Genomic DNA, 18,289 nt, shown 5'->3' with positions numbered 1-18,289 from the left:
GGAAATTTGCCCGATTTGTCGATTTGTTGTCCACCACTCGGACAACCGCGGCCCCGGGCTCACACCTCGGGACACCTACGCTTGACGCAGGCGCTTCGCGAACTCCGCCGCGGCCGCGCCCGGATCGTCGGCCTCGGTGATGGCTCGTACGACGACGACGCGGCGGGCGCCCGCTTCGAGCACCTCGTCGAGGTTGCCGAGGTCGATGCCGCCAATGGCGAACCAGGGGCGGTCCGTGGCCAGCGCGGCCGTGTACCGGACCAGTTCGAGGCCCGGCGCGTGGCGGCCGGGTTTGGTGGGGGTCGGCCAGCAGGGGCCGGTGCAGAAGTAGTCCACGCCCTCCTGGACGGCGGCGGCCGCCGCCTCCGAATCGGCGTGCGTGGAGCGGCCGATCAGGACGTCGTCGCCGAGGATCGCCCTGGCCGCCGGTACCGGAAGGTCACCCTGGCCCAGGTGCAGCACGTCGGCGCCGATGGCGTGGGCGACGTCCGCCCGGTCGTTCACCGCGAGCAGTGTGCCGTGCCGACGGCAGGCGTCCGCGAGGACGGCGAGGTGCTCCAGCTCCTCGGCCGCCTCCATGCCCTTGTCCCGCAGCTGCACGATGTCCACGCCGTTCGCCAGGACCGCGTCCAGGAAGTCGGCGAGGTCGCCCTGGCGCTTGCGGGCGTCCGTGCAGAGGTACACCCGGGCGTCGGCGAGCCGGGCGCGTGCGGTGGATTCGGGCATGCGTGGGTCCCCCGTGTCGTGTCGGTGGCGTACGGGCCGTGAGGATCGCGGCCCGTACGCCGGGCGGCCTGATCAGGTCAGACGGCGAGCGCCTGGGCGCGACGCTTCACCTCCGTGCCACGATTCTCGCTCAGAGCCTGCGCGGGCGTACCGGGCAGGCTCTCGTCGGGGGTGAAGAGCCACTCGAGCATCTCTTCGTCGGTGAAGCCGTCGTCCCGCAGGAGCGTCAGGGTGCCGGTCAGGCCCTTGACGACCTTCTGTTCGGCCCCGTCGATGAAAGCGGCGGGGACGTGCAGCGCGCGGTTCTCACCACGGCGTACGGCGATGAGCTGGCCTTCCTTGACCAGCTGCCGGACGCGGGTCACCTCGACGCCGAGCTGTTCGGCGATGTCGGGGAGGGTGAGCCAGGCGGGGACGAGAGCATCGATCTTTGCGTCAATCTCGGTCACGGACACAAGCCTGCCATCTCGGACTGACAGTCGGTACCCAGGCCGGTGCGACCGTGTCACGCCCGCAGCCCCACGGCCCCCCTCACGCCTGGGCCGCGGCCCCGTCAAGGGGGCGGGGAACTGCGCGACCAGCCACGGACGGCCCGCAGCCATCGGACGGCCCTCCAACCGGGCGGCCCGGCGCAGGGCCACGGCGGAGCGCTCACGCGGTCGCACCCTTGAGCGGCAACGCGGAGTCGGACAGGAGCCCGGAGTCCATCGGTGTGCCCGCCTCGATCAGCCGCTTGCCCTGTGCCAGGTCCCGTGGCCGTCCCACCGCCAGGACCGCGACCAGGCGGCCCTCGCGGAGCCAGCACACCGACCAGGACGGTCCGGCCGGGTCACCGCGCCACACCAGGGCGTCGGCGGAAGCGTGATGGCCCGCGTACTGGACGAAGCGGCCGAACTGCTCGGACCAGAAGTACGGCACGGGGTCGTACGCGGCGGGCGTCTCGCCGACGATGTTCGCGGCGACCGTGCGCGGGCCCTGGAGGGCGTTGTCCCAGTGGTGGACCAGCAGGCGCTCGCCGTACCGGCCGGACGGGAACGAGGCGCAGTCGCCGACCGCGTACACGTCCGGGGCGGAGGTGCGCAGGTGGTCGTCCGCGACGATCTCGCGACGGGCGCCGAGCTCGATCCCCGAATCGGCCAGCCAGGCCGTGGCGGGCCGCGCCCCGATGCCCACGACGACGGCGCCCGCGGGCAGCCGCGAGCCGTCGTCGAGCACCACCTCGCCGTGCTCGACGCGCTCCACGCGCGCGTGGGTGCGCAACACCGCCCCGCTGTCCGCGTACCAGGCGGCCATCGGAGCGGCCACCTCCTCGGGCAGCACACCGGCGAGCGGCCGGTCGGCGGCCTCCACGACGGTCACCGCGCAGCCCGCCTCGCGCGCCGCCGTGGCGAACTCCGCGCCGATCCAGCCCGCGCCCACCACCACGATGTCGTGCTGCCGGGCGAGGACGGGCCGCAGCCGCTCGGCGTCGTCGAGCGTGCGCAGCAGATGGACGCCGGGTACGCCCTGGGCGCCCGGCAGTTGGATCGGCTCGGCGCCGGTGGCGATGACGAGGACGTCGTACGGAACCGGGCCGTCGACCGTGTCGAGTTCGTGCCGCGAGGGGTGCACGCCGGTCACTTCGAGCCCCAGCCGGAGTTCGACGTCGAGCGCTTCGAAGTCGACGTCGAAGGCGGAGCCCTCGGCCTTGCCGAGCAGTACGGCCTTGGACAGCGGGGGCCGGTCGTACGGCTGGTGGGGCTCCGCGCCGATCAGGGTCACACTTCCGGTGAAGCCCCGTTCCCGCAGGGCGACGGCGGTCTGTACGCCGGCCATGCCCGCCCCGACGATCACGGCGCTCCGTCGCGCCGCCGGGCTCCGTCCCTGCGTCTGCTCACTCACACGATCACCATAGACACTGGTGAAATCGTCGGTCAGGGGGCGCGATCCGTGACCTGTTGCACAGCGTCAGCCTTCGTTGACCTCTTCGACCACACTCGTCCCGCTGCCCTCCTGGGACTCCCACTCCCAGGTCTCCTCCAGGCGCACCCGCCCGTCGGGCAGTTCGACGACCAGGGAGACGCAGTGCCCGGACGAGGTGCTGGCGTCCACCTTCAGCTGCACGTACCGGAAGTCGAGCCGGTCGCCCTCGCGCGTACCCACGAGATGGCCGCGTACGACGTCGCCGCCCGCGTACTCGGCCCAGATCTCGCCGTCCTTCTCGTGATAGGCGAACCGGGTGCGGGTGCCCACCTGGCCCGGCGCCTGGTCGGCGACCGGAGAGAGGAGGAGACCGTCGAGCGAGCGGGCCATGCGTGAAGGCTCCCTTACAGGCTGTTGGGGCGAAGGGCTAGGGTGGCCAACGTAAAGCACTCGCGGGAGTCCGGGCGCACCGGGCTGAGAGGGAGGCTGGAACGGCCTCCGACCGTACGAACCTGATCCGGGTCATGCCGGCGAAGGGAGGGGCTGGACGCCCATGTCGCGTACACCGGAGACATCCGTCACACCCGACACAACCGATGCAGCCGACACAACCGATGCACGGCGCACGTCAGACGTCCTGGTCGTCGGGGGCGGGATCATCGGCCTGGTCACGGCCTGGCGGGCCGCGCAGCGCGGGTTCACGACCGCGCTCGTGGACCCGGAACCCGGCGGCGGCGCCGCGCAGGTGGCGGCCGGGATGCTGGCCGCCGTCACCGAACTCCACTACGGCGAGCAGACCCTGCTCGGCCTCAACCTGGCCTCGGCGCGCCGCTATCCGGACTTCGCGGCCGAGCTGACCGAGGCCGCCGGCCAGGACATCGGATACCGGCAGTGCGGCGCGCTGGCCGTCGCGCTCGACGCCGACGACCGCGCCCATCTGCGCGAAGTGCACGCCCTGCAACTCCGGTCCGGCCTGGAGTCGGAGTGGCTCAGCGGCCGTGAGTGCCGACGGCTGGAGCCGATGCTCGCGCCGGGCGTGCGCGGCGGACTGCGGGTCGACAGCGACCACCAGGTCGATCCGCGACGACTCTCCGCCGCCCTGGTCACGGCCTGCGAGCGGGCCGGAGTGACCTTCCACCGGACGTGGGCGGACCGCCTGACCGTCGTACGGGACCGGGCCGTCGGAGTCGTGACACCGGACGGCACCGGGCTTTCGGCGGGCCAGGTCGTACTCGCCGGGGGCAGCCTCAGCGGGCGTCTGACGGGCGTCCCCGACGACGTGCTGCCGCCCGTGCGTCCCGTGAAGGGACAGGTGCTGCGGCTGACCGTCCCGAAGCGGCTCGCGCCCTTCCTGAGCCGTAGCGTGCGGGCGGTCGTGCGCGGCAGCCACATCTACCTGGTGCCGCGGGAGAGCGGCGAACTGGTCGTCGGCGCGACCAGCGAGGAGCTGGGCTGGGACACCACGGTGACCGCCGGCGGGGTGTACGAGCTGCTGCGGGACGCCCACGAGCTCGTCCCCGGCATCACCGAGCTGCCGCTCACCGAGACGCGGGCCGGACTGCGCCCGGGCTCCCCCGACAACGCGCCCCTGCTCGGCCCGACCGGACTCCCCGGGCTGCTGCTGGCGACCGGCCACTACCGCAACGGCGTACTCCTCACGCCCGTCACCGGGGACGCCATGGCGCACGCCCTGACCACCGGTGAACTCCCGGACGTGGCCCGCCCGTTCACACCCAGGCGGTTCGGCGCCGCCGCACTCTCGGAGCAGCACGCATGAGCATGAGCATCTTCGTCAACGGGGAGCGGCGGCAGCTGGCCCCGGACACCGCCCTCGACACCCTCGTCGCCGCGCTCACCGCGGCTCCCTCCGGTGTCGCAGCCGCACTCAACGAAACCGTCGTCCCGCGCGCGCAGTGGTCGAAGACCCTCCTCTCCGAGGGAGACCGCGTCGAAGTCCTCACCGCCGTCCAAGGAGGCTGACCCATGGCCGACGATCCCTTCGTCCTCGGCGGTACGTCCTTCACGTCCCGTCTGATCATGGGCACCGGTGGCGCGCCCAGCCTCGACGTCCTGGAGCGCTCGCTCGTCGCGTCCGGCACCGAGCTGACGACGGTCGCGATGCGGCGCGTGAACCCCAAGGCCCACGGCTCGGTCCTGTCCGTGCTCGAACGGCTGGGCATACGCGTGCTGCCCAACACGGCGGGCTGCTTCACCGCCGGGGAGGCCGTGCTGACGGCCCGGCTCGCGCGTGAGGCGCTCGGCACGGACCTCGTGAAGCTGGAGGTCATCGCCGACGAACGCACGCTGCTGCCCGACCCGATCGAACTGCTCGACGCCGCCGAGACCCTGGTCGACGACGGCTTCACAGTCCTCCCGTACACGAACGACGACCCGGTGCTCGCCCGCAAGCTGGAGGACGTGGGGTGCGCCGCGGTCATGCCGCTCGGGTCGCCGATCGGATCCGGGCTCGGCATCCGCAACCCGCACAACTTCCAGCTGATCGTGGAGCACGCGCGCGTGCCGGTGATCCTGGACGCCGGTGCCGGTACGGCGTCGGACGCGGCGCTCGCCATGGAGCTGGGGTGCGCGGGTGTGATGCTCGCCTCGGCGGTGACCCGGGCGCAGGAGCCGGTGCTGATGGCCGAGGGTATGCGGCACGCGGTCGAGGCGGGCCGGCTCGCGTACCGCGCGGGGCGCATCCCCCGCCGTCACTTCGCCGAGGCGTCGTCTCCCGTGGAGGGTGTCGCCCGGTTGGACCCGGAAAGGCCCGCTTTCTGAGCTTTGGCCTGAACACCTGTCTGAATCCAGGCGCCGCAAGGTATCGGTCACCGTGCGACGTCCGTCACAGCTCGGCTGCAGTACCGCCCCGGAATCGCCCGTCCGGGCGGCGTTGACAGTGGCGGCTCGTACACTCACCTGCGTGGATACGACGCTTCAGGACCCGCTCGTCGGGCACGTGCTCGACGGCCGCTACCGCGTCGACGCGCGCATCGCGGTCGGCGGGATGGCCACGGTCTACCGGGCCGTGGACACCCGCCTGGACCGGGTGCTCGCGCTCAAGGTGATGCACCCGACGCTGGCGGCCGACGCCACGTTCGTCGACCGCTTCATCCGCGAGGCCAAGTCCGTGGCCAGGCTCGCCCACCCGAACGTGGTGCAGGTCTTCGACCAGGGGACGGACGGCAGTTTCGTCTACCTGGCGATGGAGTACGTGGCCGGATGCACCCTGCGCGACGTGCTGCGCGAGCGCGGGGCTCTGCAGCCCCGGGCCGCGCTCGACGTCCTGGAGCCGGTCCTCGCCGCGCTCGGCGCCGCGCACCGCGCCGGGTTCGTGCACCGCGACATGAAGCCGGAGAACGTCCTGATAGGGGACGACGGCCGGGTGAAGGTGGCGGACTTCGGTCTCGTACGGGCCGTGGACACGGTCACCAGCACGACGGGGGCCGTACTCGGCACGGTGTCGTATCTCGCGCCGGAGCAGATAGAGAACGGCACGACCGATCCCCGGGTCGACGTGTATGCCTGCGGCATCCTCCTCTTCGAGATGCTGACCGGCGACCGCCCGCACTACGGGGACTCACCCGCCACCGTGCTCTACAAGCACCTCCACGAGGACGTGCCCCAGCCGTCGGCGTCCGTGCCGGGCCTGGCCTACGAGCTCGACGAGCTCGTCACGACGGCCACCGCACGCAACCCCGACCTCCGTCCGTACGACGCCGTGGCGCTGCTCTCGCAGGTCCTGGACGCCCGGAACGCGCTGAGCGCCGACCAGCTGGACGCCGTCCCGCCGCAGGCGGTCGCCACGGACCACCAGAACGCGGACGACCGTACGAGCGTGATCCCGCTGTCGCTGTCGGTGCAGCGGCCGCTCCCGGTGAACGACGACGACGCCGAGCTGCACCGCACGAGCTACCTGCCGTCCCCGCCGCCCGAACCGCCGCGCCGCGGACGTGGCGGCCGGATGGCGGCGCCCCGCCGCGGTCTGATCGCGATCGTCGCCGCGGTGCTGCTGGCCCTCGGCCTGGGCGCGGGCGTCTGGTACATCAACTCCGGCCAGTTCACCAACGTCCCGGCGGTGCTCTCGAAGACCGAGGCGCAGGCCAGGAAGCAGCTCACGGACGCCGGTCTCGACGTGAAGGACGTCAAGCGCAGCTTCAGCGACACCGTCAAGCCCGGCCGGGTCATCAGCAGCGACCCGAAGCCGGGCGCCCGGATCCGGGACAACGACTCCGTGACGCTGACGGTCTCCAAGGGCCCGGAGATCGTGCGCGTGCCGGACCTGGAGGGCTACTCGCTGGACAAGGCCAGGCAGCGCCTGAAGAGCGAGGGCCTGGTGGCGGGCATGGTCACCAAGGGCTTCAGCGACGACGTACCGGTGGGCTTCGTGATCCGTACGGAACCGGGGGCGGGCACCGAGCGCCGCGGCGGTTCGGCGATCGCGCTCACCGTCAGCAAGGGCAGCCCGGTGGACGTGCCCGACGTCGTGGGTGACGACCTGGAGGACGCCAGGCAGGACCTGGAGGACGCGGGCCTGACCGTCGAGGTCGCCTCCGAGCAGGTCACGTCCGAGTACGAGGCCGGCCAGGTCGCCAAGCAGTCACCGGACCCCGGCACCAAGGCGGCCGGCGGCGACACCGTCACGCTTACGGTGTCCAAGGGCCCGGAGATGATCGAGGTCCCGGACGTCGTGGGCGACAGCGTCGACGACGCGAAGCAGGAGCTGGAAGCGGCCGGTTTCAAGGTCGAGGAGGACCGCGGTCTGCTCGGCCTCTTCGGCGACACGGTCAAGAGCCAGTCGGTGGACGGCGGCGACACGGCCCCCGAGGGGTCGACGATCACGATCGAGATCCGCTGACCCGGACGCAGACGCAGACGGGCACAACAGCACACGGGCGCGCAGGTACGCAGGTACGCAGGTACGCAGGTACGCAGGTACGCAGGTACGCAGACAGGCATGCCGGGCACCCGGGCACCCGCAGGGACATGGCCGCCGACGGGTCGACCGGGACCGCGTGACACCCTGAAGGGGTGAGCACTCAGCAGTCCCGCAACCCCGTCGGCGGCCATGTCCCCGTCGCCGGAGGCCTTGCCTCCGTCGGCCTCTCGTACGCGCGCGGGCTGGCCGCCGAGACCGTCCAGGTCTTCGTCGCCAACCCGCGCGGCTGGGCGACTCCGCCCGGAAACCCGCTCCAGGACGACGAGTTCCGCGCGGCCTGCGCCGCCGAGTCGATCCCCGCGTACGTCCACGCGCCCTATCTGATCAACTTCGGCTCGCACACCGAGGCGACCGTGGAGAAGTCGGTGGAGTCGCTGCGGCACTCGCTGCGGCGCGGGCGGGCGATCGGGGCGCTGGGCGTCGTCGTGCACACGGGGTCGGCGACCGGCGGCCGGGAGCGGTCGGTCGCGCTGAGGCAGGTCCGCGAGCACCTGCTGCCGCTGCTCGACGAGCTGACCCACGACGACGACCCGTTCCTGCTGCTGGAGTCGACCGCCGGACAGGGCGCCTCGCTCTGCTCACGGACCTGGGACTTCGGGCCGTACTTCGAGGCGCTCGACGCCCATCCGAAGCTGGGTGTCTGCCTGGACACCTGCCACATCTTCGCGGCGGGCCACGACCTCACCGGGCCCAGCGGGATGCACCAGACGCTCGACCTGCTGGTGGACACGGTCGGCGAGGGCCGGCTGAAGCTGATCCACGCCAACGACTCCAAGGACGTGGCCGGTGCCCACAAGGACCGCCACGAGAACATCGGTGCGGGGCACATCGGCGAGGACCCGTTCCGTGCGCTGATGACCCACCCCGCCACCGAGGGCGTACCGCTGATCATCGAGACGCCCGGCGGCAAGGAGGGGCACGCGGCGGACGTGGAGCGGCTGAAGAAGCTCCGCGACGGCTGAGCGAAGCCTCCAGAAGCTCAGCTCAGGAGGCCTCGACTCAGGAGGCTCGGCTCGGGAAGCTCAGGAAAGCGCGGGGCTCAGAGCTCGGGCCCGTCCCCGGGCTCCTCCTGGTACGAGTAGCGCTGCTCGCGCCAGGGATCGCCGACGTTGTGGTAGCCGCGCTCCTCCCAGAAGCCGCGGCGGTCGGCGGTCATGTACTCGACGCCGCGGACCCACTTGGGGCCCTTCCACGCGTACAGCTGCGGCACCACGAGGCGCAGCGGGAAGCCGTGTTCCGCGGTGAGCAGTTCACCGTCCTTGTGGGTGGCGAAGATCGAGCGGTCGGACGCGAAGTCGTCGAGGCGCAGATTCGAGCTGAAGCCGTACTCCGCCCAGACCATCACATGGGTGACGGTGGACGCGGGCGGGGCGATCTCCAGGATCGTACGGGCCGGGATGCCGCCCCACTCCGCACCGATCATGCTGAACTTGGTGACGCAGTGCAGATCGGCCACGACCGTGGCGTACGGCAGGGCGGTGAACTCCTCGTGGGTCCAGCAGTGCTTCTCGCTGTCCGCGGTGGCGCCGAAGACCCTGAACTCCCAGCGCTCGGGACGGAACTTCGGTACGGGCCCGTAGTGCGTGACCGGCCAGCCCCGCTGAAGTCGCTGCCCCGGCGGAAGCTCCGACTGCGCTGCTTCTCCAGATTCACGACCCACCGGCTGACCCATGACTCCATCCTGACAGACCCCGGACGATGGGCATGACCAGGTACGTACCGACTCTGACAACTCGGTACAACCAGGACTAAGCAAGTACTTACTTACTAAGCATGCACTTACTGGACGATCTTCTACGCCGGTGCAATCATGCGGCGCAACCTGCCAGTTCCCCCCGCTTGGAAGGAGCCTCTGCGATGCAGGGCGATCCCGAGGTCATCGAATTCCTCAACGAGCAGCTGACCGCCGAACTCACCGCGATCAACCAGTACTTCCTGCACGCGAAGATGCAGGAGAACTTCGGTTGGACGAAGCTCGCGAAGTACACGCGGCACGAGTCCATCGACGAGATGAAGCACGCGGAGATCCTGACCGACCGCATCCTCTTCCTGGACGGCCTGCCGAACTACCAGCGGCTGTTCCACGTCCGCGTCGGGCAGACGGTCACGGAGATGTTCCAGGCGGACCGGCAGGTCGAGGTCGAGGCGATCGACCGACTCAAGCGCGGTATCGAGGTGATGCGGACCAAGGGCGACATCACGTCCGCGAACATCTTCGAGTCGATCCTCGAGGACGAGGAGCACCACATCGACTATCTGGACACCCAGCTGGAGCTGGTGGAGAAGCTCGGCGAGGCGCTCTACATCGCGCAGCTCATCGAGCAGCCGGACAGCTGAGCGGCGAGCAGCCGGAACGGCTAGGCCGCCTCTTCCAGCTCCTCCACTTCGGAGAGCACGGGCATGCCCTGGTCGGCCAGCTCACGCCGGGGGCACTCACCCCTGCCCAGCAGTGCCTGAATGCGTCGTACGCACGAGCCGCAGTCGGTGCCCGCCTTGCAGGCCGACGCTATCTGCCGGGGGGTGCAGGCACCCTCGTCCGCGTGCTTCTTCACCTGCGCCTCGGTCACTCCGAAGCAGTTGCAGACGTACACGCGGATCACCTCCCGACGGGATTCGTTGGGTCGTCGTGCCATCCCGATAATCGGTGAGGCTAACCTAACCTTACCCGCCGGGCCTGAGCCGCAAAAGTGCGATGGGGCGCGGATCGTATGTGATCCGCGCCCCAATGCATGCTCCTGTAACAACCGAAACGGCTGCTGACCCACTACTGGTCCCGGTACATCTCCGCCACCAGGAACGCCAGGTCAAGGGACTGGCTGCGGTTCAGGCGCGGGTCGCAGGCCGTCTCGTAGCGCTGGTGCAGGTCGTCGACGAAGATCTCGTCGCCGCCGCCCACGCACTCGGTGACGTCGTCACCGGTGAGCTCGACGTGGATGCCGCCCGGGTGGGTGCCCAGGCCCTTGTGGACCTCGAAGAAGCCCTTGACCTCGTCGAGCACGTCGTCGAAGCGGCGGGTCTTGTGGCCGGAGGCCGCCTCGTACGTGTTGCCGTGCATCGGGTCGGTGATCCAGGCGACGGTCGCGCCCGAGGCGGTGACCTTCTCGACCAGCTCGGGCAGCTTGTCGCGGACCTTGTCGGCGCCCATGCGGACGATGAAGGTCAGCCGGCCCGGCTCACGGTCCGGGTCGAGGCGCTCGATGTACTGCAGCGCGTCCTCGGCCGTCGTCGTCGGGCCCAGCTTGATGCCGATCGGGTTGCGGATCTTCGAGGCGAACTCGATGTGCGCGCCGTCCAGCTGACGGGTGCGCTCACCGATCCACACCATGTGCCCGGAGACGTCGTACAGGTGGCCCGTACGGGAGTCGACCCTGGTCAGCGCCGATTCGTAGTCGAGGAGCAGCGCCTCGTGGGAGGCGTAGAACTCGACGGTCTTGAACTCCTCCGGGTCGGCCCCGCAGGCGTGCATGAAGTTCAGCGCCTGGTCGATCTCGCGCGCCAGCTGCTCGTAGCGCTGGCCCGACGGCGAGGTCTTCACGAAGTCCTGGTTCCAGGCGTGCACCTGGCGCAGGTCGGCGTACCCGCCGGTGGTGAAGGCGCGCACCAGGTTGAGCGTGGAGGCGGAGGCGTTGTACATCCGCTTCAGGCGCTCGGGGTCCGGGATGCGGGCCTTCTCGTTGAACTCGAAGCCGTTGACCGAGTCGCCGCGGTAGGTCGGCAGGGTCACGCCGTCACGGGTCTCGGTGCCCTTGGAACGCGGCTTGGAGTACTGGCCGGCGATGCGGCCGACCTTCACGACCGGCACGGACGCCGCATACGTGAGGACGGCGCCCATCTGGAGCAGGGTCTTGAGCTTGTTGCGGATGTGGTCGGCGGACACGGCGTCGAAGGCCTCGGCGCAGTCGCCGCCCTGAAGCAGGAACGCCTCGCCCTTGGCGACGGCTCCCAGCCGGGCACGCAGCTGGTCGCACTCGCCGGCGAAGACGAGCGGCGGATACGACTCGAGGTCCGCGATCACATCGCGCAGAGCCTCGGCATCGGGGTACTCGGGCTGCTGCGCCGCGGGCAGGTCTCGCCAGGTGTTGCCAGCGCTTGCGCTGGACTTAGCGTTCACGGTCACGACCTCAACATTACGGGGTCGTGTCGGGCGTCCATCCCCGTGCTCATCAATTGAGACGGGGCGCGCTCGATCGAAAGCCCTGATATGTGCGCCGGCACGCGCCCATATATACGTCGTCACACGGGGTGTCGCATGGGCTAGGCTGTGGCGCATGTTCGCGCACTCGATCCAGAACTGGTGGTGGACCGCTCATCCGGCGGCCCACTGACTGCGCGTACGCAAGACTTCGCGAAGGCCGCCCGAGGGGCGGCCTTCGGTGTTTTCGCGACCGGGACCGTCCCTCTCCACTCCTCTCCCACGAGACGCCGAGAAGGAACCCGGACCCATGAATCTGCTCGACCTGCTGGACGATCCCCGCCCGTTCGCCCTGCTGCGCCGCCGCACGCCGGGCCATGCCGTCGAAAAGGGTGACACCGTCGAGCTGCTGCTCGGCCCGGTCACCGAGTACGAGCGGCTGGCCGACATCCCCGAGGGGCTCGCCCTGATCCCGTACCGCCAGATCCGGGAGCGCGGCTTCGACGTCCGCGACGACGGCACCCCGCTCGCCGTGCTCACCCCCGAGGAGTCGTACGAACTCCCCCTGGAGCAGGCCCTGTCGGAGCTGCCCGCGCACGACGTGCGGGTCGAGGGCGGTGGCTTCGACGTCGCGGACGAGGAGTACGCGGAGATCGTCGGGCGGGTGCTGCGTGAGGAGATCGGGCGGGGCGAGGGCGCGAACTTCGTCATCCGGCGGACGTACGAGGGCGGGATCCCGGGGTTCGGACGGGCCGACGCGCTGGCTCTCTTCCGGCGGCTGCTGGTCGGCGAGCGGGGCGCGTACTGGACGTTCGTCGTGCACACGGGAGAGCGGACTCTGGTCGGGGCGAGCCCGGAGGTGCACGTCCGGATGTCCGGCGGGACGGTCGTGATGAACCCGATCAGCGGAACGTACCGCTATCCCGCCGAGGGGCCGACGCCCGAGGACCTGCTGGAGTTCCTGGCCGACGGCAAGGAGATCGAGGAGCTCTCGATGGTCGTCGACGAGGAGCTCAAGATGATGTGCACGGTCGGCGACATGGGCGGTGTCGTGATCGGACCGCGGCTGAAGGAGATGGCCCATCTCGCGCACACCGAGTACGAGTTGCGGGGCAAGTCGTCGCTGGATGTGCGGGAGGTGCTCAAGGAGACCATGTTCGCGGCGACGGTCACCGGGTCGCCGGTGCAGAACGCCTGCCGGGTCATCGAGCGGCACGAGGTGGGTGGGCGTGGGTACTACGCGGGGGCCCTGGCACTGATCGGGCGCGATTCCGGCGGGGCCCAGACCCTCGACTCCCCCATCCTCATCCGGACCGCCGACATCGACGGGGGCGGCCGGCTGCGGGTCCCGGTCGGCGCGACGCTCGTACGGGGGTCGGACCCGGCGAGCGAGGTCGCCGAGACGCATGCGAAGGCTGCCGGGGTGCTGGCTGCGCTGGGGGTACGCCCCGGCCGGCCGCGGGACACGGACGTACGGGCGAGTCTCGCGGACGACCCGCGGGTGCGGGCGGCGCTGGACGGGCGACGGGCGGCGCTTGCGCCGTTCTGGCTGCGGATGCAGGAGCGGTCGGCCGAGCTGGAGGGCCATGCGCTGGTCGTGGACGGGGAGGACACCTTCACGGCGATGCTCGCGCATCTGCTGCGCTCGTCGGGGCTTGAGGTGACCGTCCGGCGGTACGACGAGCCGGGACTGCGGGAGGCGGTGCTCGCGCACGAGGGTCCGCTGGTGCTGGGGCCCGGCCCGGGCGACCCCTCGGACATGACGGACCCGAAGATGGCCTTCCTGCGCGGCCTGACCGCGGAGGTGATCCGGAGCCACCGGCACGGCGTGCTGGGGGTCTGCCTCGGGCATGAGCTGATCGCGGCGGAGCTGGGCCTGGAGACCGTCCGCAAGGAGGTCCCCTACCAGGGCGCCCAGACGGACATCGACCTCTTCGGGCGGGCCGAGACCGTCGGTTTCTACAACAGCTTCGTGGCGCGGTGCGACGACGAGGAGGCGGTGGAGCTGGCGGCCCACGGGGTCGAGGTCAGCCGCAGCGGGGCGGGCGAGGTGCACGCGCTGCGCGGGCCCGGTTTCGCCGGGGTCCAGTTCCACCCTGAGTCGGTGCTGACGCTGCGCGGCACGGACGTCGTACGGGAACTGGTGGCTCAGGTCGGTGCCGGGGCGGGCACCAGCACGTTCTCGGAGCGGCGGCCCGCGATGTAGTCCGGAGGTTTTCGGCTACCGGCGCATATATGAAGGCCGGGGGTGGTCCGCGTGGCGGGGCTTTTTTTCGCCCCCGCCGCCCCTACCCATTCCCGTCACTTCCTCGGGGGCCAGCCCCCGAACCCCCGCTCCTCAAACGCCGGAGGGGCTAAAATCTCAGCCCGTCCGGCGTTTGAGGACGAGGCCGTTCAGGCCGATCAGCGGGGGTCTGGGGGCGGCAGCCCCCAGGGGACGGGACGGGTAGGGGCGGCGGGGGCGAGGAAGCTCCGGGTCAGCCGAAGAAGACTCCTACCTCCTCGTAGAGGCGGGGGTCGACCGTCTTCAGGCGGGCCGTGGCCTCGGCGATGGGGACGCGGACGATGTCGGTGCCCTGGAGGGCGACCATCTTGCCGAAGTCGCCGTCACGGACGGCGTCGATGGCGTGCAGGCCGAAGCGCGTGGCCAGCCAGCGGTCGAAGGCGCTGGGAGTGCCTCCGCGCTGGACGTGGCCGAGGACCGTCGTGCGGGCCTCCTTGCCCGTGCGGCGCTCGATCTCCTTGGACAGCCACTCGCCCACTCCGGAGAGGCGGACGTGACCGAAGGAGTCCAGCGACCCGTCCTTGAGGACCATGTCTCCGTCCTTCGGCATCGCCCCCTCCGCGACGACCACGATCGGCGCGTACGAGGCCTTGAAGCGCGAGGTCACCCACGCACAGACCTGGTCGACGTCGAACCGCTGCTCGGGGATGAGGATGACGTTCGCACCGCCCGCGAGCCCCGAGTGGAGCGCGATCCAGCCCGCGTGCCGCCCCATCACCTCGCAGACGAGCACCCGCATGTGCGACTCGGCGGTGGTGTGCAGCCGGTCGATCGCCTCGGTCGCGATACCGACGGCGGTGTCGAAGCCGAAGGTGTAGTCGGTGGCGGAGAGGTCGTTGTCGATGGTCTTCGGGACGCCGACCACCGGGACGCCGTACTCGTCCGTCAGCCGGGCGGCGACGCCCAGCGTGTCCTCGCCGCCGATCGCGATGAGCGCGTCGACCTCCAGCTTGGCGAGGTTCTCCTTGATCCGGCGGATGCCGTTCTCGACCTTGAGGGGGTTGGTGCGCGAGGAGCCGATGATGGTGCCGCCACGGGGCAGGATGCCGCGCACGGCGGGAATGTCGAGCCGGACGGCGTCGCCCTCCAGGGGCCCCCGCCAGCCGTCCCGGAAGCCGGTGAAGTCGTAGCCGTACTCCTGAACGCCCTTGCGGACGATGCCCCGGATGACGGCGTTGAGCCCGGGGCAGTCGCCGCCTCCGGTCAGTACTCCGACCCGCATGGAAAAGTCCCTTCGCCGCGGTTGGCTGATGGGACTCACGCTAATAGTGATCCAGGTCACTTCAGCAGAGGGCGGAAGGTCAATTCCGGTGAATTGTGCGGGGGTTGATCATGCGTCTTCACTCTTTGGTGGGACGCGGACGGTTTACGCGTCGTCGAGGCCCCGCTCTATGGCATAGCGCACCAGCTCCACACGGTTGTGGAGCTGGAGCTTGCCCAGAGTGTTCTGCACGTGGTTCTGGACCGTGCGGTGGGAGATCACGAGGCGCTCGGCGATCTGCTTGTAGCTCAGGCCCTTGGCGACCAGCCGGAGCACCTCGGTCTCACGGTCGGTGAGCTGCGGCGCCTTGGGCTCGTCGCCGCCCGTGGCGGGCCCGGGGTCGGAGGCGAGCCTGCGGTACTCGCCGAGGACCAGGCCCGCGAGCCCGGGCGTGAAGACGGGGTCGCCGACGGCCGTGCGGCGCACCGCGTCGATCAGCTCGTCCGTGGACGCCGACTTGAGCAGATAGCCGGTGGCCCCCGACTTGACCGCCTCCAGGACGTCCGCGTGCTCGCCGCTCGCGGAGAGGACCAGGACGCGCAGGGCGGGATTGGCCCCGACCAGTTCCTTGCAGACCTGCACCCCGGGCTTGGCCGGCAGGTTCAGGTCGAGGACGAGGACGTCGGGGGCGGCGGCCTGCGCACGGCGCACCGCCTGCTCCCCGTCGCCCGCCGTGGCGACCACGTCGAACCCCGACTCGGCCAGGTCGCGCGCGACCGCGTCGCGCCACATGGGGTGGTCGTCCACCACCATGACCCTGATCGGGCCCTGTCCGTCACTCATCGCCGCCCTGCCTTCGTCGCCATGGCCTCCGTGGTCTTCCTCGTGGTCGTCCTCATCGGCTCCCCCGTCGTCTTCCCCGGCGGCTTCCCCGTCGTCCTTGTCATCGCTGTTCCGCCTTCCCCCGTGGACCCGTCGGGTCCTTCACATCCGTCACGTCCGACTTCGGGACCTTCAGCTCGACCTCCGTGCCCTGGCCCGGCACCGAGATCAGCTCGGCCGTGCCCCCGATCTCGCGCAGCCGTCCGCGGATCGACAGGGCCACGCCGAGGCGGCCCTCCCCCTCGGCCTGGGCGAGCCGCCCCTCGGGGATGCCGGGACCGTCGTCCCGTACGGTCACGATCACCTCGTCCGGCTCGTCCTCGACCAGGATCCACGCGCGGGCGTCCGCGCCCGCGTGCCGGTGGACGTTGTCCAGGGCAGCCCCGACGGCGGCGGCCAGTTCCTTCGCGGCGGCCGGGCCGAGCGGCACCGGGGTGCCCGGCGCGGAGAAGGTCACCTTCGAGGTGGCGTAAGGGGCGAGCAGCGAGCGCAGGTCGCAGGGGCCGCCGTCGTCCGGGTCCGGCTCGTCCACCGCGCGCACCAGGGCGCCCTCGGCCTCGTCCTCGGACACGCGTGAGACCGGTACGAGGCCGCCCGAGACCAGTGTGCGCAGCGCGACCTCCTGTTCGCCCGCGAGGCGGCCCAGTTCCGCGGCCTCTCCGCCGAGCGTGGCACCGCGCCGCTGCACCATGGCCAGCACCTGGAGGACGCCGTCGTGGATGTCGCGGGCGAGCCGCTCCCGCTCGCGTGTCGCGGCCTCGATCTCCAGGGCGCGGGCGAGGGTGCGCTCGGAGGCGCGGGCCACCTCGACGACGTATCCGATGGCGATGGAGGCGACCCAGACGAGCAGCACGTTGTGGAGGGTGTCCTGGCTGAGCGCGCCGCGCTGGACGACGTTGGCGACGCCGACGAGCGCCGACGCGAAGGCCGCCCAGCGCCAGCCGCCCTTGATCGCGAACGCCAGCACAGAACCCGCGGTCCATATCGACGGGAGGGTCGGGCCGCCGGCCACGATCCGGTCGTGGGCGTCCGCGACCGGCGTGAGAAGGATGCCGGTGAGCGCGATGGTCAGGTCGGCGGCGAGGAAGCGCTTGGTGCAGCTGGCCGCGTTGGCCACCCTGGGCAGGGTCGCGAAGGTCCACGCGATGAGCACCAGGTAGTAGCCGATGGCCACTTCGGGACGGACGAAGCTGCCGTAGTGGGTCGCGAAGAGGCCGATCGCGTAGAACATCGTCAGGACCCGGTACCCGGTCAGCGCACGCCACAGGGGCTGCTCGACCGACATCCTCATGACTCTCTCGCGCTTGGCCATGTCCCCCACTACCCCATCCCCCGACGGTCGCGTCTAGGAGTCGGACCGTTCCTTCTCGTCCTTCTCGGTCTGCTTCTCCGCCTGCTTCTCGGGCTGCTTCTCCGCCTGCTCGGCTTCCTTCTGAGCTTCCTTCTCGGCTCTTTCCGCTTCCTTCTGGGCTTGCTCGGCTTCCTTCTGGGCTTCCTTGTGCGCCTGCTTCTGCGCCTTCGCCTCGTCCGCGATCTGCCGTTTGGCGGCCGTCGCGTAGATGTCGACGTACTCCTGCCCGGAGAGCTTCATGATCTCGTACATGACCTCGTCGGTCACGGCGCGCAGGACGAACCGGTCGTGCTCCATGCCGTTGTACCGGCTGAAGTCCAGCGGCCTGCCGATGCGGATGCCCGGGCGCATCAGCTTGGGCATCACCTTCCCCGGCGGCTGGATCTTCTCGGTGTCGATCATGGCGACCGGGATGACGGGAGCGCCGGTGGCGAGTGCCACGCGCGCGAGGCCGCCGGGCTTGCCGCGGTAGAGGCGGCCGTCGGGCGACCGCGTGCCCTCGGGATAGATGCCGAACAGTTCGCCGCGCTCGATGACGTCCACGCCGCTCTTGACGGCCGCCTCACCCGCGCCGCGCCCTCCGGAGCGGTCCACCGGCAGCTGGCCGACGCCCTTGAAGAAGGCGGCCGTCATCCGGCCCTTGACGCCGGGTGTCGTGAAGTACTCGGCCTTCGCGATGAACGTCACCTTGCGGTCCAGGACCGCGGGCAGGAAGAACGAGTCCGAGAACGACAGGTGATTGCTCGCCAGGATGGCCGGGCCCTCGGCGGGAATGTTCTCGAGGCCTTCCACCCAGGGCCTGAAAGCGAGCTTCAGGGGCCCTCCGATGGAAAACTTCATTGCGCCGTAGATCAACCGAGTGCCTCCTGTGTCTG

General features: G+C 70.6%; 19 protein-coding genes and 1 riboswitch. Of the genes, 8 read left to right on the top strand and 11 right to left on the bottom strand.

Translation table 11 applies throughout. The annotated features are described in order from the left end of the window. Positions 1–75: 75 nt before the first annotated feature. The 4 genes from thiE to ACZ5VQ_RS13830 all read right to left on the bottom strand — a co-directional run bounded on the left by thiE (position 76) and on the right by ACZ5VQ_RS13830 (position 3,018). On the bottom strand, positions 76–726 hold the full coding sequence (gene thiE / locus ACZ5VQ_RS13845; protein ID WP_469105065.1) for a thiamine phosphate synthase: 651 nt from the start codon (positions 724–726) through the stop codon (positions 76–78). A gap of 77 nt (positions 727–803) precedes the next feature. Then, on the bottom strand, positions 804–1,175 hold the full coding sequence (locus tag ACZ5VQ_RS13840) for a helix-turn-helix domain-containing protein (RefSeq protein ID WP_143637890.1): 372 nt from the start codon (positions 1,173–1,175) through the stop codon (positions 804–806). 202 nt (positions 1,176–1,377) lie between these two features. Further along, positions 1,378–2,607, bottom strand: coding sequence for an NAD(P)/FAD-dependent oxidoreductase (locus ACZ5VQ_RS13835; protein WP_469105064.1), 1,230 nt, complete (start codon positions 2,605–2,607; stop codon positions 1,378–1,380). Positions 2,608–2,673: 66 nt separating this feature from the next. Then, complete coding sequence (locus ACZ5VQ_RS13830; RefSeq protein WP_362087589.1) at positions 2,674–3,018, bottom strand: avidin-fold protein; 345 nt, start codon at positions 3,016–3,018, stop codon at positions 2,674–2,676. A 52-nt stretch (positions 3,019–3,070) separates the two neighbouring features. Beyond that, a riboswitch (TPP riboswitch) is annotated at positions 3,071–3,184 on the top strand. Here ACZ5VQ_RS13830 and thiO point away from each other — a divergent pair. From thiO to ACZ5VQ_RS13805, 5 genes are all read left to right on the top strand, one after another. Then, a complete protein-coding gene (thiO, locus tag ACZ5VQ_RS13825) occupies positions 3,182–4,405 on the top strand; it encodes a glycine oxidase ThiO (protein WP_469105063.1) in 1,224 nt (407 codons plus the stop codon). Its footprint overlaps the riboswitch before it by 3 nt. Positions 4,406–4,407: 2 nt before the next feature. Next, positions 4,408–4,608, top strand: coding sequence for a sulfur carrier protein ThiS (thiS, locus tag ACZ5VQ_RS13820; protein ID WP_055612073.1), 201 nt, complete (start codon positions 4,408–4,410; stop codon positions 4,606–4,608). A 3-nt stretch (positions 4,609–4,611) separates the two neighbouring features. Next, positions 4,612–5,406, top strand: a complete 795-nt coding sequence (locus tag ACZ5VQ_RS13815) for a thiazole synthase (RefSeq protein ID WP_189840284.1) — start codon at positions 4,612–4,614, stop codon at positions 5,404–5,406. A gap of 142 nt (positions 5,407–5,548) precedes the next feature. After that, positions 5,549–7,483 (top strand): Stk1 family PASTA domain-containing Ser/Thr kinase, encoded by a 1,935-nt coding sequence (gene pknB / locus ACZ5VQ_RS13810; protein WP_469105062.1) that lies wholly within the window; start codon positions 5,549–5,551, stop codon positions 7,481–7,483. Positions 7,484–7,656: 173 nt separating this feature from the next. Further along, positions 7,657–8,526 (top strand): deoxyribonuclease IV, encoded by an 870-nt coding sequence (locus ACZ5VQ_RS13805; protein ID WP_362087601.1) that lies wholly within the window; start codon positions 7,657–7,659, stop codon positions 8,524–8,526. 77 nt (positions 8,527–8,603) lie between these two features. Here ACZ5VQ_RS13805 and ACZ5VQ_RS13800 read toward each other — a convergent pair whose 3' ends face one another. Then, on the bottom strand, positions 8,604–9,236 hold the full coding sequence (locus ACZ5VQ_RS13800) for a sulfite oxidase-like oxidoreductase (protein WP_469105061.1): 633 nt from the start codon (positions 9,234–9,236) through the stop codon (positions 8,604–8,606). Between the two features lie 185 nt (positions 9,237–9,421). Between ACZ5VQ_RS13800 and bfr the strand changes: the two genes are divergently transcribed. Beyond that, a complete protein-coding gene (gene bfr, locus ACZ5VQ_RS13795) occupies positions 9,422–9,901 on the top strand; it encodes a bacterioferritin (protein ID WP_143637901.1) in 480 nt (159 codons plus the stop codon). Between the two features lie 20 nt (positions 9,902–9,921). Here bfr and ACZ5VQ_RS13790 read toward each other — a convergent pair whose 3' ends face one another. Then, the gene (locus ACZ5VQ_RS13790) at positions 9,922–10,197 is read right to left on the bottom strand and encodes a (2Fe-2S)-binding protein (protein ID WP_469105060.1); all 276 of its coding nucleotides are present in this window, start codon (positions 10,195–10,197) and stop codon (positions 9,922–9,924) included. Between the two features lie 131 nt (positions 10,198–10,328). Continuing rightward, positions 10,329–11,681, bottom strand: a complete 1,353-nt coding sequence (locus ACZ5VQ_RS13785; RefSeq protein ID WP_200398802.1) for a class II 3-deoxy-7-phosphoheptulonate synthase — start codon at positions 11,679–11,681, stop codon at positions 10,329–10,331. 151 nt (positions 11,682–11,832) lie between these two features. Here ACZ5VQ_RS13785 and ACZ5VQ_RS13780 point away from each other — a divergent pair, with 151 nt between their 5' ends. Both ACZ5VQ_RS13780 and ACZ5VQ_RS13775 read left to right on the top strand, forming a co-directional pair. After that, positions 11,833–11,889, top strand: coding sequence for a trp operon leader peptide (locus ACZ5VQ_RS13780; protein WP_076973970.1), 57 nt, complete (start codon positions 11,833–11,835; stop codon positions 11,887–11,889). A 117-nt stretch (positions 11,890–12,006) separates the two neighbouring features. Continuing rightward, positions 12,007–13,902 carry an anthranilate synthase family protein gene (locus ACZ5VQ_RS13775; protein WP_469105059.1) on the top strand — a complete coding sequence of 632 codons (1,896 nt, stop codon included), beginning with the start codon at positions 12,007–12,009 and terminating at the stop codon, positions 13,900–13,902. A gap of 271 nt (positions 13,903–14,173) precedes the next feature. On the opposite strand, the gene ACZ5VQ_RS13770 is transcribed toward ACZ5VQ_RS13775, so the two are convergent. From ACZ5VQ_RS13770 to ACZ5VQ_RS13755, 4 genes are all read right to left on the bottom strand, one after another. Then, positions 14,174–15,202: a 6-phosphofructokinase gene (locus tag ACZ5VQ_RS13770; RefSeq protein ID WP_200398799.1), complete on the bottom strand. Its 1,029-nt coding sequence runs from the start codon at positions 15,200–15,202 to the stop codon at positions 14,174–14,176. Between the two features lie 144 nt (positions 15,203–15,346). Further along, entirely contained in the window at positions 15,347–16,024 is a 678-nt protein-coding gene (locus tag ACZ5VQ_RS13765; protein WP_362087614.1) for a response regulator transcription factor, read from the bottom strand. Positions 16,025–16,124: 100 nt separating this feature from the next. Beyond that, positions 16,125–17,375, bottom strand: coding sequence for a MacS family sensor histidine kinase (gene macS / locus ACZ5VQ_RS13760; protein ID WP_469105058.1), 1,251 nt, complete (start codon positions 17,373–17,375; stop codon positions 16,125–16,127). Between the two features lie 33 nt (positions 17,376–17,408). After that, complete coding sequence (locus ACZ5VQ_RS13755) at positions 17,409–18,254, bottom strand: lysophospholipid acyltransferase family protein (RefSeq protein WP_469105057.1); 846 nt, start codon at positions 18,252–18,254, stop codon at positions 17,409–17,411. Positions 18,255–18,289 lie beyond the last annotated feature (35 nt).

The sequence above is a fragment of the Streptomyces sp. NPDC033178 genome (assembly GCF_055577685.1).
Note: the sequence above shows the minus strand (reverse complement) of the source record. Positions and strands in the feature narration are given on the sequence as shown.